Here is a 24,915-nt window from a genome sequence, read left to right on the forward strand (position 1 = left end):
CGCCGCAGTTGTTTTAGCAATAAGCGGCGGACAGGCCTTCGCTCAGACTGCCGATGAAAATCGAGACGCCGACGCGCTGGCCGCGGACATGCGCATTCTCGCCGCCAATCCACTCGACATCGAAGCATTGGTTACCGCCGGCGAATTGACGCTCAAGATGGGCGACAACACCGCGGCGGCGGGATTTTTCGGTCGCGCCGAAAAGCTCGATCCCCTCAATCCGCGGGTAAAGGCCGGGCTCGGCAGCTTGCTAGTGCGCGCTGAGCGCCCCGGCGAAGCGCTGCGCCGTTTCCAAGAAGCGGAGGCACGCGGGCTCGACCCGCGTAAATATGCCGGCGATCGCGGCCTGGCTTACGATCTGATCGGCGAGCAGGAGCGCGCGCAGCGCGATTACCGCCTGGCGCTGCGGGCGGGCCCCGATGACGAGATAACGCGGCGCTATGCGCTGTCGATGGGGATTTCGGGACGCAAGAAGGAAGCGCTCGACCTGCTCGACGCGCTGCTTCGCAAGAGCGATCGCGCGGCCTGGCGCGACCGCGCGTTCATCCTGGCGATGAGCGGCGACCGTGAAGGTGCGCAGAAGATCGCCAATTCGATGATGTCGCCGGGTCTTGGCGCGGGGCTGGCCCCGTTCTTCGACCGTCTGCCGATGCTATCGGCCGCCGACCGCGCCTTCGCGGTCAATTTCGGCGAGTTGCGGGCGACTCCCGAACGCATTGCCGATGCGCGGATGATCCCTGCGCTGCCGCGGCTCGGGCCCGACCCGACCGCGCCAAAGGTTCTCGCGGTCGTGGAGCAACCCAAGCCGCGTGCGATTGTCCAGGACGACACCAGGAAGCACAAGAAGCGCAAGAAGGACGAGGACCTCGCGCCCGCGGTGCCCGCGGCCAAGACAGCGCCACCGGTCGAGGTGGCGCTGAACCCGCCGTCCTACGTCCCGCCGCGCGTCGCACCGACGCCCGCACCACCGACACCCACGCCGCCGCCATCAGCTGAGCCGTCACCGCGCGTCGTCTACGCCGCGCCGCTTGCCTCGCCCAAGCCCGCGACCGGGCTGACTCCAGCGCCAACGCCGTTGCCGCCGCCGGTGAAGGTTGCGGAAGCTCCCAAACCGACTCCCGGTCCCACGCCGTCGGCCCCGCTGCCATCTGCGACGACGGATGCCGCTCCCCCTCCGGGGCCGTTGCCCGCACCGGTCGTGGTCGCAGCAGCGCCCGCGCCGGCCCTCGGCTTCAGCGCTGCCAGTGCCGATCATGGCCTGGCCGACCGTCCGACCGCCGCCGAGGCGGGGATCAGCCCGGCGCCGACCGCGACCTCGCGCGTCAGCGAGGATACCGTGCTCGCCAGGATCATTGCCGGTATCTCCGTGCCCGGTTCGGAACTCGGGGTCGCGCCGCCTCCGACGCGCGCCGCTCCGCCGCCACCCGCTCCGGCGCCCAAACCAGTCGAAGTGGCGCCTGAACCCAAGGCGAAGGTGGAGCAACCCAAACCTACGGCCAGGACGCCCGAAGCAAGATCGGCGACCCGCAAGGCGTCGGGTGAAGAAACCGCTGATGCTCGTGACGGCAAGTCTGCCAAGGGCCGCAATGGCAAGCCGCTCGCGGATGCGAAGGCGGCAAAGGACGACGCCGATCCGGTTGCGTGTCCTCCGCTGGCGACGGGCAAGACGACGGCGAGGGGCCGAGCGACGGCAAAGGGCAAATCGACCGCCAAATGCGAAGTCGCGAACACGAAGGGCGGCCGCGATGCCAAGCCGGACAATGCCGCGCTCGACGACAATGGATGTCCGCCGCCGGCCAAGGGGCGGGCGACGGCGCGCGGCAAGGCGGCGCTGAGAGGGAAGGCTGCGACCAAGTGCGAGACTGCGGACGCGAAGGGCGCTCGCGACGCCAAGAGCGAAGAGGTCGCGCTCGACAAGAACGGCTGCCCGTTGCCGCCAACCAGAGGCAAAGCGGGAACGCGAGGCCGGTCCGATCAAGTCGCCACCACCCGCGGCAGAGCCGGCGCGAAGGGCAAGACATCGGCCAAATGCGAGACTGCCGACGCGAAGGGCTCCAAGGCTGACGCAGCGACCAAAGGCGATCCCGTACGCGTCTGGGTCCAGGTGGCTGGCGGGGCCAACCAGGCTGCGCTCGAAAAGGCCTGGAATGCGCTCAGGACCAAGGCGCCCGATCTGTTCCGCAACCGCCAGGGATGGTCGACGCCGCTGCGCGCGACCAACCGCGTCCTGACCGGACCGTTCAAGTCCGAGGACGAGGCGCAGGCCTTCGTCAATCAACTGGCCAAGGCGGGTTTGTCGGGCTTCGTCTTCACCAGCGCCAAAGGGCAGAAGATCGACCGTCTCGGCGGGAAATAACGATATTGCGTCATCCCGGCGGACGCCGGGAGCGCTGGCCCTATTGCGCCTTCGCCAGCGGCCCGGTCTTCGCCGAGGCGACGACTTGATCGCAAGTATCGGTTAGATTTCCCGGACTGCCGCCGCTACACGCGAGCGCGATGACCAGGATGCCCGCACCTTATGCTTCGCACCCCGAAGACAGCCGCGGGCGCCTCTATCCGGAACCGGAAACCACCACGCGGGGGCCGCGCGATGCATTTCAGCGCGACCGGGACCGCATCATCCATTCGATCAGCTTCCGCCGTCTACGGCACAAGACCCAGGTCTTCCTTGCGCCCGATGGCGATCATTTCCGCGTCCGCCTGACGCATAGCCTGGAAGTCGCGCAGATCGGCCGCACCGTCGCGCGCGCGCTCGGCCTCAACGAAGACCTCACCGAAGCTTTGTGCCTGGCGCACGATATCGGTCACCCGCCTTTCGGCCATGCCGGCGAGGATGCGCTGCAGGCCGCGCTCAACGACCGCGGCGGGTTCGACCATAACGGTAATACGCTGCGCACGCTGACCGAGATCGACAGTCCCTATCCGCGGTTCCCCGGCCTCAACCTGACGTGGGAGACGCTGGAGGGACTCGCCAAGCACAATGGCCCGATCATCGAGCCGCAATGGGCACTGGCCCGCGCCGACGAGCAATTTCCGCTCGAGCTCGCAAACTGGCCGAGCCTGGAAGCGCAAGTCGCGGCGATCGCCGACGATATCGCCTATGACAATCACGACATCGACGACGGGTTGCGGGCCGGGTTGCTGAGCCTCGATCAACTACTCGACCTGCCGATGATCGCCGCGCGCTGGGACGAATGCCGCGTGCGGTTCGCGGATGTGCCCCAGGATCGGCTGGTCGGGGAGCTGATCCGCGGCCAGATCGGCGGGATGGTCATGGACCTGATCGAAACCAGCCGTGTTGCGATCGCAGATGCGCGGGTGACGTCGGCGGATGATGCGCGCGATGCGGGCAGGGCGCTGATCCAATTCTCCGAGCGGATGCGCGACGACGAGCGCGACCTGAAGCAGTTCATGTACGCTAACCTGTATCACCATCCCCGCCAATTGGCGGCGGCGGAAGCGGCGCGGCACGTCGTCGCCGGACTGTTCGCGGCCTATCATGCCGACCCCTCGCTGATGCCGAGCGATTGGGCGGCGCGGCTACCGGCCGACGAACCCTGGCTCAGCCGCCACATCGCCGATTTCATCGCCGGCATGACCGATCGCTACGCAATCGCGCGCTATCGGGAAGTGGTCGGGCCGATCGATTTGCCTGATGGGTTTTAGGCAAACCCATCAACGCGAAGGGAATATTCAACTGACGCGTTATGCTCAGGATAGTTGTGCGACACCCGGCGGTTAGACTGCGGGTGCGAACAGGAGTGACGCGTCGATGGCGGCGACCGATGCCAGCATTGCGCTCAATCGCTTCGGGCTGGGTGCCCGGCCCGATGAGAGCATTCCCGACAATCCCAAGGCCTGGCTGAAGCGCCAGATCGAGGCGTTCGATCCGAAGCCCCCGGCGCTAGCGTCGGTCCCGCCGCGTGCCGAGGTAGCGGGCGAACTCGCCGATTTCTACGAGCAGCAGCGTCAATTGCGGCAGATGGGCCTAGGCCGCCGCCAGCAACGCGCCGCGGCGCCGATGCCACCGGGGACGTCCGGCATGGCACAACCGGACGCGCCAATGGACATGGCGATGCGTCCCGGCGCGTCAGTCATCCCGCCCGGCACGCCCGAGCCCGGCGCCAAGCCCGAGGCGGACGACCCGCTCAAGGAAGCGCGGCGCTATGTCGGAAAACAGGTGCGCGACGATTATGCGGTTGCCGTAGGCGCGCGCGTCGCCGCGGCGATCACCAGCAACGCGCCGTTCGCCGATCGCCTGACGCATTTCTGGGCCAATCATTTCGCGGTGTCCGCAGACAAGCTCCAGGTGATCGGCCTGTCGGGCCTGCTCGAGTTCGAGGCGATCAGGCCGAATCTGACCCGCACGTTCGGCGACATGCTCAATGCCGTCGAGCGCCATCCGGCGATGCTGCTCTATCTCGACCAGGCGGTGTCGGTCGGCCCCAATTCCATGGCGGGCCGGTTCGCCGCACGGCGCCCCCGCCCGAACGGCCGAAAGCTTGGCCTCAACGAGAATCTCGCGCGTGAGATCATGGAGTTGCACACGCTGGGCGTGCGCAGCGGCTATACCCAGGCCGATGTCACCGAATTCGCACGCGCGCTGACCGGCTGGACGGTGGCGGGGATCGGCCGCGGGCCGGGCGCGAGGATGGCCGGTACCGACGGCACGCCGGGCGACTTCGTGTTTTCCGAGCGCCTGCACGAACCCGGCGAGCGCACCATCATCGGACGCAAATATGGGCAGGACGGCGAGAAGCAGGCGCAAGCCGTACTCGATACGCTGGCGACCAGTCCGGCGACGGCGCTGCACATCGCGACAAAGCTGGCGCGCCACTTTGCTGGCGACACGCCACCGCCTGTGCTCGTCCAGCGGCTCCAGGCGAGCTTCCTCAAAACCGGCGGCGACCTGCCCAGCCTGTACCATGTACTGGTCGACAGCCCCGAATGCTGGGTGCCGCAACCGGTCAAGTTCAAGTCGCCCTGGGAATGGACGGTGTCGGCCTATCGCGCGCTCGGCATGACGCAGGTCCAGCCGCTTGCCGCGGTCGGCCTGCTCAACCAGCTCGGCCAGCCGGCCTGGAAGCCGGGATCGCCTGCCGGCTATGACGATATCGCCGCGAGCTGGGCAGGGCCCGATGCCCTGGTTCGCCGGGTCGAGGCGTCGGAGCGATTCGCCACCCGCGCCGCGGCGCAGATCGATGCGCGCGCGATCGCGCCCAAGCTGTTCCCCGGGGCGCTGTCACCCGCTACAGGACAGGCCTTGGCCCGTGCCGAAAGTCCGGGCCAGGCGCTCGCCTTGCTGCTCGTCTCTCCCGAAATGCTGCGGAGGTAATATGTACGATCGCCGCTCCTTCCTGATCGGTTCTGCGGGCGCCGCCGCGCTTGCGCTGGCGCCGCGCATGGCCTTCGCCAAGGCGGAGACCGACCGCCGCTTCGTCTTCATCATCCAGCGCGGCGCGGCGGACGGGCTCGGCACGATCGGCGCGGTCGGCGATCCGGCCTTTGCCGGTGCTCGCGGTCAGCTTGCCGAAGATTTCGCGACCGGCAAGAAGCTCGATTCGATGTTCGCGCTGCATCCGGCGATGACCTCGCTCGCCGGCATGTACGACGCAAAGGAAGCGCTGTTCGCCCACGCCGTGGCCTCGCCCTATCGCGATCGCTCGCATTTCGATGGCCAGAACGTGCTCGAAAGCGGCGGGACCGGTGCGTACCAGGTCAAGGACGGCTGGATGAACCGCATGCTCGGCGTCATCCCGTCGGGCGAAGCCAAGGCGATCGCGATCTCCGCGACGATCCCGCTCGCGATGCGTGGGGCGCATGAGGTGACCAGCTACGCGCCGTCCGCGCTGCCCCAGGCATCCGACGACCTGCTGATGCGTGTCGCCGCGCTCTATCAGGGCGATAGCCAGCTCCATGGGTTGTGGAGCGAAGCGATGGACACACGCCAGCTGACCGGCGACCTCGCCGATGTCAGCGTCAAGAACGCGGCGGCGACCGGCCAGCTCGCGGCGCGGTTGCTGGCGCCCACCAACGGCGCGCGGATCGCCATGATCGAGACCGGGGGCTGGGACACCCATGCCGGCCAGCGCGGCCGGCTGGCGGCGCAGCTCAAAGGGCTCGACGCCATGTTCGCGAGCCTGAAGGCCGGCATGGGGCCGGCATGGAACGACACGATGATCCTGGTCGCGACCGAATTCGGCCGCACCGTCGCGGTCAACGGTACCGGCGGCACCGATCACGGCACCGGCTCGGCGACGATGCTGGTCGGCGGCGCGGTCAAAGGTGGACGCGTGGTCGCCGACTGGCCGGGGCTGGGACAGGCTGCTCTGTTCGAGGGCCGCGACCTGAAGCCGACGCTCGGCCTCGACCAGTTCGTCGCCGGCGCGGTCGCCGGGCATTATCAGGTCGAGCCGGGCAGGGTGATGGCGACCTTGTTCCCGGACACGAAAGGTGCGGCGCCGGTCAGCGGGCTATCGTTGGCGTGATTTCCTCCGCGACCAGGGCGGCCGCCGGGCGGGATTCAGCCCGGGCCGAACGGTCCCAATAAGGCGGGTTGCCGAAGGCGCGGCGCAGGCTGTCGGTCATCGCTATGATCTTGGCGGATGGCGTGCGGGCCAGCGGATAGCAGATGTAGAGTTCGGCGCCTTCGGCCGCGGCACCGACATCGACATGGACGAGCGATCCGTCGGCCAGTTCGGCATGGACGAAGAAGTCGGGGAGCAGGGTGATACCCAGCCCGGCCAATGCCGCGTCGCGCATGATCAGGCCATTGTTGACGCGCATCACGCTGCACGGCCTGATCACGGTCCAGCCTTCCGGCCCATCGAACCGCCAATCCGCTTCGCGATTGGTATAGACGATGCCCTTATGCGCGTTGAGGCAGGCCAGCGAATGCGGCGTCCCGTTGCGCGCGAGATAATCGGGCGACGCGACCAGGATCCTCCGCGTCGTCGCCAATCGCTTGGCGACCAGCCGGCTGTCCGCCACCGGGCCATGGCGAATCACCGCATCGAACCCGTCGGCCGCAGCATCGACGAAGCGGTCGTCGAGGTCGAGCGTGAGTTCCAGGCCAGGATGCTCGGCGAGAAAGCCGTATAAAGCCGGTCCCAAATGCAGCACGCCAAAGCTGACGGGGGCCGACAATTTCAGCGTGCCGGCCAGCGTGTCGCGCCGCTCGGCGATTTCCGACTGCGCTTCCCGCGCTTCGAACAGGATCCGCTGGGCGCGGGGCAGAAAGCTGTCGCCGTCCTCGGTCAGCGACAGTTTGCGCGTGGTGCGTTGGACCAGCCGGACGCCCAATGTTCGCTCGAGTTCGGTCAGCCGCTCGCTGACCACCGACTTGGCATGTCCCAATTGTCGGGCAGCCTCGCTGATCGATCCGGATTCGGCGGTGGCGACGAACGCTGCGATGCCGTCCATCTTGATCATCGTTCGATCCTTCCGAAAACCGAATTCGGCATTGGCCGGCTAGTCCGGACGATGCATCGCGCGCACCTTCCTGTCGATAGCGTCACGACGCGCAACGGGGATATCGCCATGCTTCGCTCAGCCCTTATCGCATTAAGCCTGCTCGCCGCGGCGCCGGCGGCGGCACAAGTCCAGCCTTTTCCGGCTTCGTTCGTCGAACGCGACATCCCAACCAACGGCACGACGCTGCACGTCCGCGTCGGCGGCAAGGGGCCCGCCGTGGTGCTGCTGCACGGTTACGGCGAGACCGGCGACATGTGGGCGCCGCTGGCCGCCGACCTGATGCGTGATCATACCGTCATCGTCCCCGACCTGCGCGGAATGGGCCTTTCGGCCCACCCGGCCGGCGGCTACGACAAGAAGACCCAGGGCCAGGATATTGCCGGCATTCTCGATGCCTTGAAGATCGACAAGGTCGACCTCGTTACGCACGATATCGGCAATATGGTCGGCTATGCCTTCACCGCCGAACATCGTGATCGCGTGAAGAAGTTCGTGCTGATGGACGCGCCGATCCCGGGCATCGGACCGTGGGAAGAGATATTGAAGAACCCGCTGCTTTGGCACTTCCGTTTCGGCGGACCTGACATGGAGCGGTTGGTCGCCGGACGCGAACGCATTTATCTCGATCGTTTCTGGAACGAATTCTCCGCCACGCCGGCCAAGTTCAGCGAGCAGTCGCGCGAGCATTATGCGAAACTCTATGCGCTGCCCGGCGCGATGCACTCGGGCTTCTCGCAATTCGCGGCGTTCGATCAGGACGCGATCGACGACAAGGCGTTCCTCGCCGAGGGCAAGCTGACCATGCCGATCCTGGCGGTCGGCGGCGACAAGTCGTTCGGCACGACCATGGCGACGGTGATGCGCGCCACGGCAACCAACGTCACAGGTGCTGTCGTCGCCAATTCCGGCCATTGGCTGATGGAGGAGCAGCCAGACGCGACCGTAAAGCTGGTCCGTCAGTTCCTGGACGCGGGGAAGTAAGCTCGATCCGGGACGATCAAGCGGGCTTGCGCGCCATGCCGACGAACGCGGTCGACCGGATTCCTTCGGGCGGCAGCTTCATCGCCAGCGCGGCGGCTTCCTCCGAAAATGCGGTGCGCTGTTGCTCGTCGAGATCGCGCCACAAAGGCGACCAACCGAAGGCGAGCTTGGCATTGTCGCGAAACCATTCGACTGGTTGCGCCGGCCAAGGGTGTTCGACCGCGTGGACCGCTTGCGGTTCGAGACCGACCTCGCGGAACGCCTGGTCAAGCAACGCCGGCGAATTGAACAGCCGCGCCATCGGCGTCGGGATGGGGCGGTCGGGAAACAGGCGCCGCGCCGCCTCCTGAAACAATATCGCCGGACCGGCACCGCCGGCATTCTCCCACACCGCGATCACCGCCAGCCCGCCCGGCCGCAGCACGCGGGCGATCTCCGCGAAACCCGCGATCGGGTCCGGAAACATGAATACCCCGAACATCGAGAAAGCGGCATGGAAGCTCGCATCGGCAAAATCGAGCTTTTGGCCATCCATCACCATGGCGTGATTTCCGGGACGGATAGTAGCGGCCCGTTCCTGTGCCAGGCGAACCATGGCGGGCGAAAAATCGATGCCGATCGCATCGGCGCCGCCCTTCACAGCGATCGCCAGCAACGCACCCGCTCCCGTTGCGACGTCCAGCACGCGAGCGCCCTGAGGCAGGTCGGCATCCTGCCATGCCGCTTCGCAATAGAGGCTGGTCAGGCGATCGGCCTCGTCCGCATAGCGCTCTGCGAGCGAATCCCAGTGCGCCGGGTCGTTGATAGCTAGGGGAGGAGCGGTCATGTCGCGTCGGATAATGATACAACGTAACATCGTCAATGCGGTTCGTATTGAATGCGATGGCTGGCATCACAAATTTGAGTGTCGCGCGCGCTTGGTCTAAGGGCGCGCCTTCTCCTTATCGTTGGACCCCGGAATGACCCTCTATACCCGCTTTGCCGCGCATATCGATGCGGCGCTCGATGCCCTGACCGCACATGGCGATCTGCCGAGCGGGCTGGCGCGAGGCGCGGTGACGGTCGAGCCGCCGCGTGACGCCAGCCATGGCGACTTGGCGACCAACGCCGCGATGGTGCTGGCCAAGCCCGCCGGCACCAATCCGCGTGTGTTGGCCGACAAGATCGCGGCCGAGCTCGGCAAGCTCGACGAAGTGGCGAGCGTCGCGGTGGCGGGGCCGGGCTTCATCAATATGACGCTGACCGACGACACCTGGCGCAACGAGCTTGCCGCGATCATCGATGGCGGGGCCGATTACGGCCGCTCGACCAAGGGACATGGCCAGACGGTCAATGTCGAATATGTCTCGGCCAACCCGACCGGCCCAATGCACATGGGACATTGCCGTGGCGCAGTGGTCGGCGATGCGCTCGCCGCCTTGCTCGAATGGGGCGGCTACAAGGTCATCCGCGAATATTATGTCAACGATGCCGGCGGTCAGGTCGACGTGCTCGCCCGCTCGGCGCACCTGCGCTATCGCGAGGCGTTGGGCGAGGATATCGGCGGGATCCCGGAGGGGCTCTATCCCGGCGACTATCTGATCCCGGTCGGCCAGGCGCTGGCGACCGAGTTCGGCGACAAGTTCGCGTCAGCGCCCGAAAGCGAGTGGCTCGCGCTGTTCCGCAAGGTCGCGGTCGCGCAGATGCTGGTGCTGATCAAGGACGATCTGGCGCTGCTTGGCATCCATCACGACCTGTTCTCGTCCGAGGCCGAGCTGCAGGCGGCAAAGAAGCCGGAAGCGGCCGAGAAGGAATTGCGCGCGCGCGGCCTGGTCTATGACGGCGTGCTCGAGGCGCCCAAGGGCGAGACGCCCGAGGATTGGGAGCCGGTCGAGTTGCCGCTGTTCCGCTCGTCGCAATTCGGCGACGACCAGGACCGGCCGATCAAGAAGTCGGACGGCAGCTGGACCTATTTCGGCGCTGACTTGGCTTATCATTGGCAGAAGGCACAGACCGCCGATGCGCTGATCGACATCTGGGGTGCCGACCATGCCGGCACCGTCAAGCGGATCGTCGCCGCGGTGCAGGCGCTGACCGGCGGCAAGACGCGGTTCGACGTCAAGCTCGTCCAGATGGTGCGGCTGTTGCGCGGCGGCGAGCCGGTCAAGATGTCCAAGCGGGCCGGTAACTTCGTGACGCTTGCTGATGTCGTGCGCGAAGTCGGCAAGGACGTCGTCCGTTTCACCATGCTGACGCGCAAGGCCGATGCGCAGATGGACTTCGATTTCGCCAAGGTGGTCGAGGCGTCGAAGGACAATCCGGTGTTCTACGTCCAATATGCCCATGCGCGAGTCGCATCGCTCAAGCGGCGGGCGGCGGAGGCCGGGATCGTGTGCAAGGACATCGACCTGTCCCAGCTTGATACGGAGGACCTGCGGCTGGTGAAGCTCGCGGCGCAGTTCCCGCGCGTCGTCGAAACCGCCGCAGCGGCGCGGGAGCCCCACAGGATCGCCTTTTATCTCTATGACTTGGCGGCTGAGTTTCATGCGCAATGGAATGTCGGAAACGACCGTCCCGACCGCCGCTACCTGATTCCGGACCGTCCCGAGCTCACCTGCGCGCGGCTTTTCCTCGGCGACGCGATCGGGCAGATTATCCGTAATGGTCTCTCCATCATGGGGGTCGAGGCCGTCCAGGAGATGAAGTGATGGCGGGCGAAGAGGACGAATATCTGGCGTCGGATCCTGTGCCCGAGCCCGCGGCACGCGACGAGGATCGACTGCCCTGGCTCGAGACTGCGGCTGATGATGAGGAGGAGGGGCCTCCGCTTGGTCGTCTCGTCGGTCTCGTCCTGCTCGGGCTGGTCGCTCTCGGAGCGGTGCTCGGCGGTGTCTATTGGTGGAAGCACCGCGCGCCGGCGCCCGGCAATGGCGATCTGATCGCCGCGCAGGAAGGTGATTACAAGGTCAAGCCGGACGACCCCGGCGGCCTCAAGGTCGAGGGTGAAGGCGATGCCTCGGTCGCCACGAGCGGCGGCAATGGCGGCGGTAACAGCCAGATCGCGGTGACCAAGCTGCCCGAGGCTCCGGTCGCCGGCACCCGGGCGGCGTCGAACACCAAGACAGGGCCGGGCAGCCCGGTCGCGACCGCTCCCGTGACAGGATCTCGCGGCAAGCTGGTGGCGCCGCCGCCGGGCAAGCCGATCGCGGTCGTCAATGGCGGTGGCGGCGGCGCGCTGGTCCAACTCGGCGCCTTCCCCAGCGAAGCCGCCGCCAATAGTGCATGGGCGCGTGAGTCGAAGCGATTCAATTACATCGCCAATCTCGGCAAGTCGGTGGAGAAGGCGGAAGTCAACGGCCGCACCTTCTACCGGCTCAAGGTCAATGCCGGCAGCGCGGGCGCCGCGCAGGAATTGTGCGGCAAGCTGAAGGTCGCGGGCGAGGCGTGCATCGTCACGAATTGACGGTGCAGTGCGCGGCTTGAACGAGCCCGGAAGGCCGGGGCTAATCCCGGCCTTTTTTTAACTTCGCCAACCCTGCCGTCTCGGTCGCATTCGGCCCTTCCTCGTGTCACCCCAGCGAAAGCTGGGGTTTCTGGCGGTGACGCGATGCGGCTTGAGATCCCAGCCTTCGCCGGGATGACGAGTTATGGATAGATCGCTTTCTAAGGACGACGGCTTATTTGGTTCGCAACCTAGGCCTCAGCGCCCTCGCGCACCGGCTTCGGGGGATGAAGGCGTAACCGCTCAATGCGGCGCGAATCCGCTTCGAGCACTTCAAGCGTCCAGCCCGACGGCGTCTCCAGGCATTCGCCTTTGATCGGCACACGCCCGGCGATGACCGCCGCGAGCCCACCCAGCGTGTCGACGTCCTCGTCATGCTCGGCGAGCCGCGGATCGATCGTCTCGGCGACGTCCTCGAGTTCGACGCGGGCATCGGCATCCCAGGCCCCGCCGTCCAGCGGCACGAGCAAAGCCTCGGGCGCTTCGTCATGCTCGTCCTCGATATCGCCGACGATCTCCTCGATCAGATCCTCGATCGTGACCAGGCCTTCGGTACCCGAATATTCGTCGAGCACGATCGCCAGGTGGACGCGCTTCGATCGCATGTCGGCGAGCAGGTCCAATGCGCCGCGCGACATCGGGACATAGAGCGGCTGGCGGATCAGCCCGGCGATATCCTCGGGATGCGCAGCGCCGGTTGCCAGGATCGCGAACACGTCCTTGACGTGGATCATCCCGATCACCTCGTCCAGGCTGCCGCGATAGACCGGCAGACGGCTATGTCCCGCCTCGGCGAACAGCTTCACGAGATCGGCGAAGCTGGTCTTTTCCTCGACCGCGATGATGTCCGCGCGCGGCACGCCGACATCCCCCGCGTCGCGCTCGCCGAAATGGAGCAGGTTGCGGACCATCTGGCGCTCAAGCGGCGACAGGTCGCCGGCGGCATCGGGAGCCGGATCATCCTCGTGACGTTCGATCACGTCTTCGAGCTGATCGCGCAGCGTCGGTTCGTGTTCTCCGAACAGCGACTTCAGCTTGCGCCAGATACTGTCGCCGGCGTCGGTACTGGGGCCCTCGGGCATTGTAGTCGGTCAGTCCTCTTCGATCAGATAGGGGTCGTCGATGCCGAGCGAGGCGAGCGCATCGGTCTCGATCGCCTCCATCGCCTCGGCCTCGCGGTCGACCATATGGTCATAACCTAGCAGATGCAGCACGCCGTGCACGATCAAATGAGTCGCGTGCGTTTCGATCGCGATCCCGCGCTCCGCCGCTTCCGCTGCGCACACGCCATGCGCGAGGACGATGTCGCCGAGCAGCACCTCGCCGTCATCTGAGTTCTGCGTCACCGTTTCGAGCAGATCGGCCTGGACCATCGGAAAGCTGAGAACGTTGGTCGGCTTGTCCTTGTGGCGGTATTGATGGTTGAGCGTGTGAACCTCGTCGTCCGAGGTAAGGCGGAGCGAAATCTCCACCGCGGCCGGGATCGTCAGCAACTCGCCGTGCGGCGTGCGGTCGATCGCCGCGCGGGCAGCGCGGTCGGCGAGGGCATCCCAGTCGTGTTCGGGCCAGGGGTCTTCGCGGGTGAGGGCGATTTCAAGCATGCTAGCCCCTCCCCTTCAGGGGAGGGGTTGGGGTGGGGGCTCTCCACAAGCGAAGTGCCTGCGGCGCTTCCCCACCCCCAACCCCGTTTGAGGTGAACAGTCCCCCGGACTGTTCAGGTTGTGCCGGTGGCACAATCGACCTCAAACGCCTGAAGGGGAGGGGCTTAATAGTGTCCAGCCTCCTCATCCGTGCGGTCCCTCGTAGGCCTCGACGATCCGCCCGACGATCGGATGCCGCACGACGTCGGCGGCGGTGAAGCGGCTCATCGCGATCCCCTCGATCCCTTCCAGCCGAGTGACGGCGTCGCGAAGGCCCGACGCCTCGACGCCGCCGGGCAAGTCGACCTGGTTGGGATCGCCGCAGACCACCATGCGGCTGCGCTCGCCGAAGCGGGTCAGAAACATCTTCATCTGCGCCGGCGTGGTGTTCTGCGCCTCGTCGAGGATGATGAAGGCGTCCGCGAGCGTCCGTCCGCGCATGAAGGCGATCGGCGCAATCTCGATCTCACCCGAGCTGATCCGCCGCTCGACTTGTTCGGCGGGCAGGCAGTCGTTGAGCGCGTCGTATAAGGGGCGGAGATAGGGATCGACCTTCTCCTTCATGTCGCCGGGCAGGAAGCCGAGCTTCTCGCCCGCCTCTACCGCGGGGCGCGATAGGATCAAACGCTGGACGCTGCCGGTGATCAGCTGCGACACCGCCTGCGCCACGGCCAGATAAGTCTTGCCGGTGCCCGCCGGTCCCAGCGCGAAGATCATGTCGTTATTGGTCAGTTCGCGCATGTAATGCGCCTGCGCCGGGGTGCGCGGGACGATCGTCTTCTTGCGCGTCCGGATCATGATCGGCGGCGCCGGGCTGGCTTCCGCCGAAATGATGCCGTCGAGCACGGGTTCGGACGCCATCGCAATCGATGCGTCGACCAATCCGGTATCGATATCCTCGCCGCGCTGCAGCCGTTTGTAGAGGTCGTAGAGCACGTCGCGGCCCATCGCGACCTGCTCGGCCGACCCCTCAAGCCCGACGCGGTTGCCGCGCGCGGTGATGTAGATGCCCAGCCGGTGTTCGAGCGCGACGAGATTCTGGTCATATTGCCCGAAAAGTTGCGCGAGCAGCTGTGGCTTGTCGAAGGTCAGCTCGACCCGGCTGCGTTCACCGGATTGGGCGGGGACAGGCTTGCGGCTCATGCGGTCCTTTCGGGAATTAGGGATTGGTGGAGCGGCGAGTAGCCGGGTTTCATGACACCGCCGAACGAGGCCATGCGGAAAGATGTTCCGTCAGGCGTCAGGGCGGGAAGGGCGTCGCGCATCCACGGCGGACGATGGCAGATCGGCGGCGGGGATGACAGCGGGAATCGATGCCGAAGGTCGCGTCGGCGCCAAGTGTGCGATCGGGGCAACATCATACTATCTCGTCATGCCCGACTCGTTCCTGCATCCAAGGCGCCGCGGGCAACATCGCCTGGGGCGCGTTGGACCCCGGGACGAGCCCGGGGTGACGACTTGACTCAAGTGGCAGCGCGCACGCGCTCGACGCCGGCCAATGAATTTGGGCCGGCGCTGACGATCTCGACGTCGACCAGATCGCCAACCTTTGCATCGGTGATCAGATGGATCGACTGCAGCCACGGCGATTTGCCGAGCATTTGGCCGGGCAGCTTGCCCTTGCGCTCGATCAGCACCTGGCAAGACCGGCCGACCGTCGCCGCATTGAACGCCGCCTGGTCGCGGTTGAGCGCGGCCTGCAGTCGCTGCAGGCGATCGTCCATCACTTCGGGCGCGACCTGGCCATGCATGTCGGCCGCCGGGGTGCCCGGGCGTGGGCTGTACTTGAAGCTGAACGCCTGGGCATAGCCGACCGCGTCGATCAGGCTGAGCGTATCCGCGAACTCGGCCTCGGTCTCGCGGGGAAAGCCGACGATGAAGTCGCCCGACAAGGCGATATCGGGGCGGGCGGCGCGGACGCGATCGAGGATACGCAGATAGGAATCGCGGCTGTGGCTGCGGTTCATCGCCTTGAGGATGCGGTCGTTTCCAGCCTGGACCGGCAGATGGAGGAAAGGCATCAATTTCTCGACGTCGCGATGCGCGTCGATCAGGCCATCGGTCATGTCGTTGGGGTGGCTGGTCGTATAGCGGATCCGCGCCAGGCCGGGAATGCGGTCGAGCTCGCGGATCAACGCGCCGAGATCACGGTCACCATCGTTCCAGGCGTTGACGTTCTGGCCGAGCAGCGTGATTTCCTTGGCGCCGGCATCGACCAGCGCCTTGGCTTCGTCGACCAGCGCGTCCCAGGTTCGGCTGATTTCGGCGCCGCGCGTATAGGGCACGACGCAATAGGTGCAGAATTTGTCGCAGCCTTCCTGCACCGTCAGGAAAGCGGTCGGGCCGACCTTTCGCCGCGCCGGAAGCGCGCCGAACTTCGACAGGACCGGCATGTCGGTGTCGAGCCCGAGCTCACCGCGCGACGCCTTGGCCACCAGGTCGGGCAGGTTGTGATAGGCTTGGGGGCCAACGACGATATCGACCTTGGCGCGATGCGCGATCTCGACCCCTTCGGCCTGGGCGACGCAGCCAGCGACGGCGATCATCGGGTCGTTGCCGTGCTTCCTCAGGCGTCCGATGTCCGAATAGACCTTTTCGGTCGCCTTTTCGCGGATGTGGCACGTGTTGAGGACGACCAGGTCAGCCACATTGACATCGTCGGTCGCGGACAGGCCTTGCGCCGCCATCAGCTCGGCCATGCGCTCGCCGTCATAGACGTTCATCTGGCAACCGAACGACTTGACGTGAAAGGTCTTGGGATTGGTAGGCTTCGTCATGGGGCGGCGCCTATAGCAGGTCCTCTCCGGGACGGGGAGGGGTTCGTCCCGCCCAGACATCGTGCCCGATGAACGTCGAGACATCATGGCCCAAAGTCGCGGCCAGCGCGTCGCGGATGCGGCGCATGCTTTCCGCCGCGATCGCCTTGCGGCCGGGGAATTCGCGCGGATCGAACGGATCGAGGAAAGTGATGCGCAATCGGAAGGTCCCCGGGCGCGCGAGCACGCGCAGCGCATTGTCCTTGCCATGCTCGTCGCCGATCCAGCCGATATCCGGCCCGACCTCGCCATAATCCAGCAAGACCGGCTGGACGAGAACGCCGGCGGGCGGCGGCTCGAGCACTTTCAGTAGCGGCGACTTGAACGGCAGCAGCGAGCGTCCGTCGGTCGTGGTACCCTCGGGGAAGACCGTGACCGACCAGTTTTCGGCCAGCGCCTCGCGCAGCCGGTTGATCTGTTCGGCGACGCCCAGCCTGTCTTCGCGAGAGACAAAGACGGTGCGGTTGAGGGTCGAGAGCCAACCCACTACCGGCGCCTTGCGCAATTCCGCCTTGGCCACGAACGCGGTACCGCTAGCGCCAGCGATCGCCAGAATGTCGATCCAGCTGCAATGGTTGGAGATGTAGAAGACATCGCGTTTGAGCGGCGTGCCGATCCGTTCGACGCGCGCGCCCGAACAATAGCCGGCCCAGGCGAGGAACAGTCGCGGCCAGGGCGAGCTCAAGTGGAGCAAACGCCAGCAATAATGGAGCGGGACGAACAGGATGAGCCCGGCGACCATGCCCGCGGCGCGGCGCCAGATGCGAAGTCGGCCAGTCAACGGGATCGGCTGAGGATTTCCCCTGGCTGCCTGAAGGCGAGCCTCAATCCTTGCGGGAGAGGCTGACTCCATACAGCTCCATCCGGTGATCGACCAGGCGGAAGCCGAGCTTCTCCGCGATCTGTTTCTGGAGCTGTTCGAGCTCGGGATCGACGAATTCAATGACCCGGCCAGTCTCGACATCGATCAGATGGTCATGATGAGCCTCAGGCGAGGGCTCGTAGCGCGCACGGCCGTCGCCGAAATCGTGGCGGTCGAGGATACCCGCTTCCTCGAACAGGCGCACGGTGCGATAGACGGTCGCGATCGAGATGCCGGGATCGATCGCCGATGCGCGGGCATAGACCTTCTCGACGTCGGGATGATCCTCCGCCTCGCTCAACACGCGTGCGATCACGCGCCGCTGATCGGTGATGCGCAATCCTTTTTCGTGACAAAGGGCTTCGAGGTCGATGCTGCGCGCCATCCGGGCGATATAGGCGCAACATCCTTGTTGCGAAAGTAGAGAGTCATTCGCAATTAGCAGCGAGTTCGACATATCGACGCCGTGTTCGGATCATGCGGGATATGATCCGTCGCCTAGCTCTTGAGCGATAGCGAGGTGCGGCGCCAACCGGCTATAAAAGAAAAGGCCAGGATTTCTCCTGGCCTTTCCTGTGTCTTCCGGCTTTGCCGGCGCTATCGGGTCGACCATGACTCGCATGGTCAGTTCGCCCTGCGGGCGATCCCGGCCCAATCGCTTACCGGCTCTTGCGGCGCTTCGTGCCCAGGCCGATCTTCTTCGCCAAGGTACGACGCTGTTCGGCATAGTTCGGCGCGACCATCGGATAGTCGGCGGCCAGGTTCCACTTCGCGCGATACTGTTCCGGGGTCATCTGATAATGCGTCATCAGGTGACGCTTGAGCATCTTGAGCTTCTTACCGTCCTCAAGGCAGACGATATAGTCGGGCTTGATCGACGCGCGGACCGAAACCGCCGGCTCTTGCTTCGGTTCTGGCGCCGGGGCCTGCGGAGTAAGGCGCGACAACCCGCGATAAATGTTCTGAATAACCAGTTCGATATCCGAAACGGCGACGTTGTTGTTACCGAGATATTCCGCGGCAATATCGGCAGTCAACGTGACCAAAGTTTCCTGCATATCGTTGGTGTTGTCCATCGTGATTCCTTCGACCCTGAACGTAAGATTTTGCGATCCCCCAACGCGCGGGGCTTTGGTCCATTTTGGGTAGAAGCGCAAGGACTAACCCCAAGCAAATGAGATTATTCACGCAATCTTGCGGTGAAGCGTTAGCGCCGAATAAGTCCTGCCATCGACTCCGCGATAATAGTCGCGGCGTTCACCAATCTTGGAAAAGCCAGAACTGCTGTACAATTTGATCGCGTCGTTGCCGGCGCGGACTTCAAGATGGATGCGCGAAATCTTGCGCGTGGCGCAATCGGCCATCACCGCACGAAGCAATGCCGCGCCGACACCGCGGCGGCGCGCTTCCGGCGCGACGGCGAGCAACAGCAACTCGGCCTCGTCCAGCACCCCACGAGTCAGTGCGAATCCAACCGCGCGACCGTGAATCTCGGCGATCGTCAGCCATACGCCGGGAACGGCCAATATTCCGATCACCTGATTGCGCGTCCAGGCTTCGCCCCAGCGCGGATCGAAAGCGTCGGTCATGATCCGGTCGATCCGGTCCAGATCGCGGACGTCGCCTTCGCGCAGGTCGATCGCGGCGGTGCTCATGCGCCGGCTTTCTCGGCCGTCATCGGCTTGGCGTCGGGCGCGCGGCCATAAATTGGCCGCGGCGGCAGGTCGATCAGGGCGGCGGGAAGCAGGACGACATCGGCCGCGTCAGGCAGCCGTTCGCGTCCTCCCTGCGACAGGAACCGTACGCCGTTACCGACCGCGGTCGCGTCCAGCCGCGCCATCGCTTCCGTAGGAGGAAGAGAGGCAAAATCGGCCGTGGCGACGAGCGGGTCTCGGGCGAAGGGCTGCATGAAGACCTCGCCATGCCCGCCTTCCAGCACCACCGCAAGTCGGTCGAGCCTGGCATCGGCAGCAAAGGCGGCCGCGGCGACCAACGGCAGCGAAGAGAAGCCGCGGACCGGCACGCCCCAGCCAAGACCGAGGCCGCGCGCGGCGGCGATGCCGACGCGGATGCCGGTAAAGCTGCCAGGACCACAATCGACCAGGATGGCGTCGGCGCGGCCGCCATCGGGCAAGCTTGCGATCATCGGTAGCAGGCGCTCGGCATGGCCACGCCCGACCACTTCGTGCGCCGATGCCACCACCGTCGCTTGCTCGATCAGGGCGACCGAACAGGCGGCAGTGGCGGTTTCGATGACGAGCGTGCGAGCCATGTCAGCCCGCTAGCGCAATTTTGCGGTCAGAGAACAGTGTTGAACTTCTCGAATGCAGGTCTCGGCAAGCGGCCGAAGATGCTCGCCGGGTCGCCATGGCCGAGCGTCGAGAGAATGGTCGAGCGGTAATTGGGCTGGTCGGCGAAGAAAGCGGCATCGACCGCCGCATTGTCGAACCCGGTCATCGGGCCGGTGTCGAACCCCAAAGCGCGCGCCGCGATGATGAAATAGGCGGCCTGCAGCGTCGAGTTGAGGAAAGCGTGGCGCTCGCGCGCGACCGGTTCGGCAAACCACGGCCGCGCATCGACGTGCGGGAAGAATTCCGGCAGATGCTCGTGGAATTCCTTGTCGTACGCGATGATCACGCTGGCCGGCGCCTTGCGGATCTTGTCGGCGTTGTTCGCACTGGCGAACCCGGCAAGCTTGTCCTTGGCATCCTGGCTCAGCAGCCAGACGAACCGCGCCGGCTGCTGATTGGCCGAGGTCGGGCCCATCTTAACCAGCTCGTAGATCGCCTTGATATCGTCTTGAGTGACGGGCGCGTCGGTATAGCCGTTATAGGTGCGCGCCGTGCGGAAGATCGTATCGAGCGCGCTGTCCGTGAGCTTTTCGCCCATGGCCATTCTCCTGAGTGATGGGGTCGCAAGCCTCGGTCGGCGCGGGTCAGACCGCGCGAACCTCGGTCACTTCCGGAACATAATATTTGAGCAATTGTTCGATTCCGTTCTTCAGCGTCGCGGTCGACGACGGACAGCCGGAACAGGCGCCTTGCATACGCAGATAGACCTTGCCCTTGTCGAACCCGCGATAGACGATGTCGCCACCATCATTCGCCACTGCCGGGCGGACGCGCGTGTCGATAAGTTCGCGGATCTGGGCCACGATGTCGGCATCGGCGGGATCGTCGGCGAGGCCTTCATCATCGGACGGAACGCTGATCCCGGCGGCGGTCGCCGGCTTGAACAGCGGCATGCCGGCCGAGAAATGATCGAGCAGGATCGCCAGCACGTCGGGCTTGAGGCCCGGCCAGTCGATCCCGGGGGCAGCGGTAACCGATACGAAATCGCGCCCGAAGAACACGCCGGTGACGTCGCCGAGATTGAACAGCGCTTCAGCGAGCGGCGATGCATCCGCCTCTTCCGGCGTCGCGAAGTCCCGGGTGCCGGCCTCCATCACGGTCCGTCCGGGCAGGAACTTGAGTGTCGCCGGGTTGGGCGTGGCTTCGGTTTCGATCAGCATGATGGCGATGTGGGACGGAACTTGCTCGGGATCAAGCGTCCGGGCGGAAACGCATTGTTGCTTTCCGCCAAGACCGAATTGTTTCTCCGGCGCTATTTCTCGCTCTCTTTCGGCAGGAACCCCAAGGCAAGCCCGTGATAGAGCCGCTCGCGGCAGACCAGGGCTGCGGCCCCCTCGGCGATGATCGCGGCCGCGAGGAGCGGCAGCATCAATCCACGGCTTCCCGTGGTTTCCGAGATGATGATCACCGCCGTCAGCGGCGCACGGACGACGCCGGTGAAATAGGCAACCATGCCGAGCAGGATGACCGCGCCCGCCGGTTCGCGGGGAAAAAGCGCATGAAGGACATTGCCGACGCCCGCTCCGGTCGCGAGGCTGGGCGAAAAGATGCCGCCGGGTAATCCCGCGCCGGTCGTTACCAGCGTGCTGACGAACTTCGCCGCGCCGAACCAGATCGGCGTATCGGTGCCCTGGATCATCGCGCGCGCAGGCGCGTAGCCGGTTCCCCAGGTGGTGCCCGTGGCAATGCCCAGCACTGCTACGATGAGCCCGCAGACGGCGGCGAGCATCAGCGGCCGCCCGCCCGAAATGCGCCGCGCGCCGCCGCGCGCGAACCATAAGGTCAATCGCGAGAACAGTCCGCCGGTCGTGCCCCCAAGGACACCGGCGATCGGTGCCACGACCAGCACCGTCCCGAGCGGCAGGGTTTGCCCGACGATGCCGAAATAGACGTAATCGCCCGCCACACCCTGAGCTATCATCCCCGCAATCAACACGGCGGTCATGACCAGCAGGGTCATCCGTTGTTCGTACGCCGCGGCGAGTTCCTCGATCGCGAAAGCGACGCCGGCAAGCGGGGTATTGAAGGCGGCGGCGACGCCGGCCCCGGCCCCGGCGACCAGGACCGACGCGTTGATCGGCACGCGCAGCAGCTTGTGGGCATAGGCCATGATCGTCGCGCCGAGTTGCACCGTGGGTCCCTCACGCCCGACCGAGCCGCCGGCGGCAAGCGCGGCGGCGGTCAGCACCGTCTTCAGGATGGCAGTCCGTGCCGAGGCGAGGTCGGCAGTCGCACCGACCGGGTCGCGCTTGGCAGCGATGATCTGAGGAATACCCGACCCGCGCGCCGTCGGGGCGTAGCGGTTGGTGATCCAGACGATCAGGACGTAGCTCACCGGCGTCAGAATCAGCGGAAGCCACCAATATTGCGCGACCATCGCATCGAACATGCCGCTGGCGCGATCGGCTGCACGGGCGAAGGCGATCGCCGCCAATCCGACCAATATGGCGCCGCCGATAATCGCCGCGCGCCGACGCCACACGGCCGCGGTCGGGCCATGGCGGCGAAGCAGAATGCGCGTCCGGCGCAGCGCATCGCGTTGCGACATAGAGGGTGGGGAATCGTCCATGTGGAGTCCGCTTAGGACCGGGCCGATGCCATTGCACTCAGAAAAGCGAAGCAACAGCGCGGCTTGTCGCCGACCCGGGCGCCGAGTTGGTGAGCCGTTGCCGCACACGCTACGTGCGGGATCGCATCCGTCCGGTCAGCGCCAGCATTTGTCTGGATCGGATGCGATGGTCGCTCATGGGCGCGCCGGAAGAAGGAGACTCCGTACCGGCGCGTCCAGCGACCAGCCGCCGCCGCCGCGGAAGATCAGCGGCAGCAGGATCGCCGCCCAGCTGAGATGCGTCGGCCAGGCATCGGGATAGACGAAAATCTCGATCGTCAGCGTCATGATGAACAACGCCAGCGCCGAAAACCGCGTGAACAGCCCGAGCACGAGCAGGATCGAAAAGACGTGTTCCGACCAGGTTGCCGCGACCGCGGCGACGTCGGGTGGGATCAGCGGCAGCGCATATTCGGTGCGGAACAGCTCGTACGTACCGTCGGTGATGTGGATGATGCCGTCGACCTTCGTCCGCCCGGACATGAAGAACACCGCTGCGATGCCGAGGCGCGCGACGAGCAGCAACACTGCATCGGGCATCAGGCGGGACGCGCGATTGCCCAAACGATCGTACGAGGCGATCAGCGAACTCATCTGTTTTCTCCTGGCCGGACCGGCCGGGACGCGGATTGCGCATCCCGGCCGGCATCGGATCACGCCTTGGGCGTCAGCGAGCCGTTGCCCTTGGGAGTCTTGATCGAGGTGCAGGTGCCCGCCTTGACCAGCTTCCAGGCGTCACCCTGATAATTGACCTTGGACGTACCCGCGCAGCTGGTGCCGGCACCGGCCTTGCAGTCGTTCTTGCCGGCGAGCGACACGCCATAGCATTTCTCCATCGCGGGCTTGGTCTGGGCCGAGGCGGAGGTGGCGAGAGCGGTGCCAGCGACGGCGAGGGCCAGCGTGGCGGCCAGAGTGGCGTGAGTGGAACGCATGAGGATTTTCCTTTGAATGGAGGTGCCCAGGGGCGCGCGGCCCGGAGGGGGGAATTCCGGGCCGCGCGATGACCGGGGAAGGAGGCAGGTAAAGCCCAGGTCACGAGGCTGGTTCGGAAAGAGCGGAGCGGGGGTTACAAAAATGCCGGCGAGAATTTTGCCGCCGCCGTGTAACCTCGGCCCCGGCTATGCCGAACTCCTGCCGAGGAGTGCAGATGCGGGCAAACGAGGACGAGTTGCGCGGGTTGATGATCGATGGGCTCGACGGCAATGCCGGCGCGCACACATCGTTGCTGCGCCTGCTCGTGCCGTTGCTCCGTAGCTATTACCGGCGCCATGCCAATGGCTCCGCCGACGATATCGAGGACTTGGTGCAGGAAACGCTGATCGCCGTGCACACGCGCCGCGCCACCTACGATCGTGACCGCGCCTTTACCTCCTGGCTGTTCGCCATCGCGCGATACAAGATGATCGACCATTTCAGGCGCGTCCGCCGGCTGCAGCCCATCGAGGGCATGGAAGAATTGCTGGTCGCCGAAGCGTTCGAGGGCGCGTCCATCGCGCGGCTCGATGTCGACGAGCTGCTCGGCACGCTTCCGGTCAAGCAAGCGCGGATGATCCGCGCCACCCGGATCGACGGGCTCAGCATCGCCGAAGCCGCTGCAGCCGATGGCCTAGGCGAATCCGACGTGAAAGTGTCGGTCCATCGCGGCCTCAAATCGCTGATGACGCGCATTCAGGGAGGTGGCCGATGAACACCGACGACCTGATCGCGCAATTGTCGGCCGATGTCCCCCGCGTGCGGCGCCACACCGTCGGATGGCGGCTCGGTCTCGGCCTGGCCGGCGGCCTGATCGTCTCGCTGACGATTGTCGTCGCGGTCATGGGCGTACGTCCCGACCTGTCGGTCGCGATGCACGGTTTCTCGTTCTGGATGAAATGGGGTTACACGATCTCGCTGTCGATCGCCGCGGTGGCGGTGACCGCGCAACTCGCGCGTCCCGACAGCGCGCGGCTGCGGTGGCTGTGGCTGTTGGCAATTCCGGTGGCGTTGCTGGCGGGGCTAGGAGCTCTAGAACTCCTGCGCACGCCGCAGGGCGAATGGCTGGCGATGTGGCTGGGCGAAAGCTGGATGGTCTGTCCGTGGCGGGTGCTGACGCTGGCCGCGCCGATCTTCGTCGGCTTGCTTTGGTCGTTCCGCCGCCTCGCGCCGACGCGCCTTCGTGCTGCCGGTGCTGCGGCGGGCCTGGCCGCCGGCGCGTTCGCGGCGACGGTCTATTGCATCCATTGCCCGGAAGTGTCCGCGATCTTCGTGCTGACCTGGTATTCGCTCGGAATCCTGTTGGCCGCATCGGCTGGCGCCTTGTTGGGGCCGCGCCTGTTGCGCTGGTAAATTACCGACGCCTGTAACCGCGGCAGTTGGGAGCGCGAACTGGAAGAGCCAATCAGGCACAATCCTTTTCGGGAGATCCCAATGACCATTCTTCGTACCGGCGTCAGCGTCGCGACCGCCGCCGCAATCGTCGCGATCACCGCCGCTGCCGTGCCGAGTGCCGCGGTCGCCAAGGGTGGCGCCAAGATTCATTGCTATGGCGTCAACAGCTGCAAGGGGCAGTCGGACTGCAAGTCGGGCACGCACGACTGCAAGGGCCAGAACGACTGCAAGGGCCAGGGCTTCAAGGAAATGACCGCCAAAGCCTGCAAGACGGCCGGGGGCAGCCTGACGGCGCCGAACTGAGCATATCCGGGCCCGGCTGCCAACGCGGCCGGG

26 protein-coding genes are annotated in these 24,915 nt (G+C 65.7%); 10 read left to right on the top strand and 16 right to left on the bottom strand.

Features of this window, described 5'->3' with window-relative positions; all coding sequences use genetic code 11:
• Nucleotides 1-88: 88 nt before the first annotated feature.
• From Q0L25_RS00335 to Q0L25_RS00350, 4 genes are all read left to right on the top strand, one after another.
• Nucleotides 89-2,356, top strand: a complete 2,268-nt coding sequence (locus Q0L25_RS00335; protein ID WP_296610906.1) for an SPOR domain-containing protein — start codon at nt 89-91, stop codon at nt 2,354-2,356.
• 140 nt (nt 2,357-2,496) lie between these two features.
• The gene (locus tag Q0L25_RS00340; protein WP_296610907.1) at nt 2,497-3,666 is read left to right on the top strand and encodes a deoxyguanosinetriphosphate triphosphohydrolase; all 1,170 of its coding nucleotides are present in this window, start codon (nt 2,497-2,499) and stop codon (nt 3,664-3,666) included.
• 106 nt (nt 3,667-3,772) lie between these two features.
• The gene (locus Q0L25_RS00345) at nt 3,773-5,335 is read left to right on the top strand and encodes a DUF1800 domain-containing protein (protein ID WP_296610909.1); all 1,563 of its coding nucleotides are present in this window, start codon (nt 3,773-3,775) and stop codon (nt 5,333-5,335) included.
• Between the two features lies 1 nt (nt 5,336).
• Nucleotides 5,337-6,488: a DUF1501 domain-containing protein gene (locus tag Q0L25_RS00350; RefSeq protein ID WP_296610911.1), complete on the top strand. Its 1,152-nt coding sequence runs from the start codon at nt 5,337-5,339 to the stop codon at nt 6,486-6,488.
• On the opposite strand, the gene Q0L25_RS00355 is transcribed toward Q0L25_RS00350, so the two are convergent.
• Nucleotides 6,466-7,431: a LysR family transcriptional regulator gene (locus tag Q0L25_RS00355; RefSeq protein WP_296610912.1), complete on the bottom strand. Its 966-nt coding sequence runs from the start codon at nt 7,429-7,431 to the stop codon at nt 6,466-6,468. The two genes, Q0L25_RS00350 and Q0L25_RS00355, sit on opposite strands and share 23 nt — an antisense overlap.
• Before the next feature lie 108 nt (nt 7,432-7,539).
• Here Q0L25_RS00355 and Q0L25_RS00360 point away from each other — a divergent pair, with 108 nt between their 5' ends.
• Complete coding sequence (locus tag Q0L25_RS00360; protein WP_296610914.1) at nt 7,540-8,454, top strand: alpha/beta hydrolase; 915 nt, start codon at nt 7,540-7,542, stop codon at nt 8,452-8,454.
• 16 nt (nt 8,455-8,470) lie between these two features.
• Here Q0L25_RS00360 and Q0L25_RS00365 read toward each other — a convergent pair whose 3' ends face one another.
• Nucleotides 8,471-9,280, bottom strand: a complete 810-nt coding sequence (locus Q0L25_RS00365) for a class I SAM-dependent methyltransferase (RefSeq protein ID WP_296610915.1) — start codon at nt 9,278-9,280, stop codon at nt 8,471-8,473.
• 133 nt (nt 9,281-9,413) lie between these two features.
• Here Q0L25_RS00365 and argS point away from each other — a divergent pair, with 133 nt between their 5' ends.
• Together argS and Q0L25_RS00375 are read left to right on the top strand one after the other, a co-directional pair.
• Nucleotides 9,414-11,141, top strand: a complete 1,728-nt coding sequence (gene argS / locus Q0L25_RS00370; protein WP_296610917.1) for an arginine--tRNA ligase — start codon at nt 9,414-9,416, stop codon at nt 11,139-11,141.
• Nucleotides 11,141-11,896 carry an SPOR domain-containing protein gene (locus Q0L25_RS00375; protein ID WP_296610919.1) on the top strand — a complete coding sequence of 252 codons (756 nt, stop codon included), beginning with the start codon at nt 11,141-11,143 and terminating at the stop codon, nt 11,894-11,896. Before argS ends, Q0L25_RS00375 begins: the two co-directional genes overlap by 1 nt.
• Before the next feature lie 230 nt (nt 11,897-12,126).
• Here Q0L25_RS00375 and Q0L25_RS00380 read toward each other — a convergent pair whose 3' ends face one another.
• The 14 genes from Q0L25_RS00380 to Q0L25_RS00445 form a co-directional block, all read right to left on the bottom strand.
• Nucleotides 12,127-13,017 (bottom strand): hemolysin family protein, encoded by an 891-nt coding sequence (locus Q0L25_RS00380; RefSeq protein ID WP_296610921.1) that lies wholly within the window; start codon nt 13,015-13,017, stop codon nt 12,127-12,129.
• 9 nt (nt 13,018-13,026) lie between these two features.
• A complete protein-coding gene (gene ybeY / locus Q0L25_RS00385; RefSeq protein ID WP_296610923.1) occupies nt 13,027-13,536 on the bottom strand; it encodes an rRNA maturation RNase YbeY in 510 nt (169 codons plus the stop codon).
• A 183-nt stretch (nt 13,537-13,719) separates the two neighbouring features.
• Entirely contained in the window at nt 13,720-14,718 is a 999-nt protein-coding gene (locus tag Q0L25_RS00390; protein ID WP_066591232.1) for a PhoH family protein, read from the bottom strand.
• A 320-nt stretch (nt 14,719-15,038) separates the two neighbouring features.
• Entirely contained in the window at nt 15,039-16,352 is a 1,314-nt protein-coding gene (gene miaB / locus Q0L25_RS00395) for a tRNA (N6-isopentenyl adenosine(37)-C2)-methylthiotransferase MiaB (protein ID WP_296610927.1), read from the bottom strand.
• Nucleotides 16,353-16,362: 10 nt separating this feature from the next.
• Nucleotides 16,363-17,244, bottom strand: coding sequence for a 1-acyl-sn-glycerol-3-phosphate acyltransferase (locus tag Q0L25_RS00400; RefSeq protein WP_296610928.1), 882 nt, complete (start codon nt 17,242-17,244; stop codon nt 16,363-16,365).
• A complete protein-coding gene (locus Q0L25_RS00405; RefSeq protein WP_066591236.1) occupies nt 17,216-17,638 on the bottom strand; it encodes a Fur family transcriptional regulator in 423 nt (140 codons plus the stop codon). Before Q0L25_RS00405 ends, Q0L25_RS00400 begins: the two co-directional genes overlap by 29 nt.
• 274 nt (nt 17,639-17,912) lie before the next feature.
• A complete protein-coding gene (locus tag Q0L25_RS00410; protein ID WP_296610931.1) occupies nt 17,913-18,329 on the bottom strand; it encodes a MucR family transcriptional regulator in 417 nt (138 codons plus the stop codon).
• Nucleotides 18,330-18,437: 108 nt separating this feature from the next.
• Nucleotides 18,438-18,908, bottom strand: coding sequence for a ribosomal protein S18-alanine N-acetyltransferase (rimI, locus tag Q0L25_RS00415; protein WP_296610933.1), 471 nt, complete (start codon nt 18,906-18,908; stop codon nt 18,438-18,440).
• On the bottom strand, nt 18,905-19,525 hold the full coding sequence (tsaB, locus tag Q0L25_RS00420) for a tRNA (adenosine(37)-N6)-threonylcarbamoyltransferase complex dimerization subunit type 1 TsaB (protein WP_296610935.1): 621 nt from the start codon (nt 19,523-19,525) through the stop codon (nt 18,905-18,907). Before tsaB ends, rimI begins: the two co-directional genes overlap by 4 nt.
• A 26-nt stretch (nt 19,526-19,551) precedes the next feature.
• Entirely contained in the window at nt 19,552-20,142 is a 591-nt protein-coding gene (locus tag Q0L25_RS00425) for a malonic semialdehyde reductase (protein ID WP_296610936.1), read from the bottom strand.
• Nucleotides 20,143-20,188: 46 nt separating this feature from the next.
• Nucleotides 20,189-20,764, bottom strand: a complete 576-nt coding sequence (locus tag Q0L25_RS00430) for a NifU family protein (protein ID WP_296610937.1) — start codon at nt 20,762-20,764, stop codon at nt 20,189-20,191.
• Nucleotides 20,765-20,856: 92 nt separating this feature from the next.
• Nucleotides 20,857-22,173: a chloride channel protein gene (locus tag Q0L25_RS00435; protein ID WP_296610939.1), complete on the bottom strand. Its 1,317-nt coding sequence runs from the start codon at nt 22,171-22,173 to the stop codon at nt 20,857-20,859.
• A 174-nt stretch (nt 22,174-22,347) separates the two neighbouring features.
• On the bottom strand, nt 22,348-22,806 hold the full coding sequence (locus Q0L25_RS00440) for a DoxX family protein (protein ID WP_296610941.1): 459 nt from the start codon (nt 22,804-22,806) through the stop codon (nt 22,348-22,350).
• A gap of 59 nt (nt 22,807-22,865) precedes the next feature.
• Complete coding sequence (locus Q0L25_RS00445; protein ID WP_296610942.1) at nt 22,866-23,144, bottom strand: DUF2282 domain-containing protein; 279 nt, start codon at nt 23,142-23,144, stop codon at nt 22,866-22,868.
• A 215-nt stretch (nt 23,145-23,359) separates the two neighbouring features.
• Here Q0L25_RS00445 and Q0L25_RS00450 point away from each other — a divergent pair, with 215 nt between their 5' ends.
• From Q0L25_RS00450 to Q0L25_RS00460, 3 genes are all read left to right on the top strand, one after another.
• Complete coding sequence (locus Q0L25_RS00450; protein ID WP_296610944.1) at nt 23,360-23,899, top strand: sigma-70 family RNA polymerase sigma factor; 540 nt, start codon at nt 23,360-23,362, stop codon at nt 23,897-23,899.
• On the top strand, nt 23,896-24,537 hold the full coding sequence (locus tag Q0L25_RS00455; RefSeq protein ID WP_296610945.1) for a DUF1109 domain-containing protein: 642 nt from the start codon (nt 23,896-23,898) through the stop codon (nt 24,535-24,537). The genes Q0L25_RS00450 and Q0L25_RS00455 overlap by 4 nt, the downstream gene beginning before the upstream one ends.
• Nucleotides 24,538-24,618: 81 nt before the next feature.
• Nucleotides 24,619-24,882 (top strand): hypothetical protein, encoded by a 264-nt coding sequence (locus Q0L25_RS00460; RefSeq protein WP_066591255.1) that lies wholly within the window; start codon nt 24,619-24,621, stop codon nt 24,880-24,882.
• Nucleotides 24,883-24,915 lie beyond the last annotated feature (33 nt).

The sequence above is a fragment of the Sphingomonas sp. genome (genome assembly GCF_024508665.1).
In the GTDB taxonomy this organism is placed as follows: Bacteria; Pseudomonadota; Alphaproteobacteria; order Sphingomonadales; family Sphingomonadaceae; genus Sphingomonas.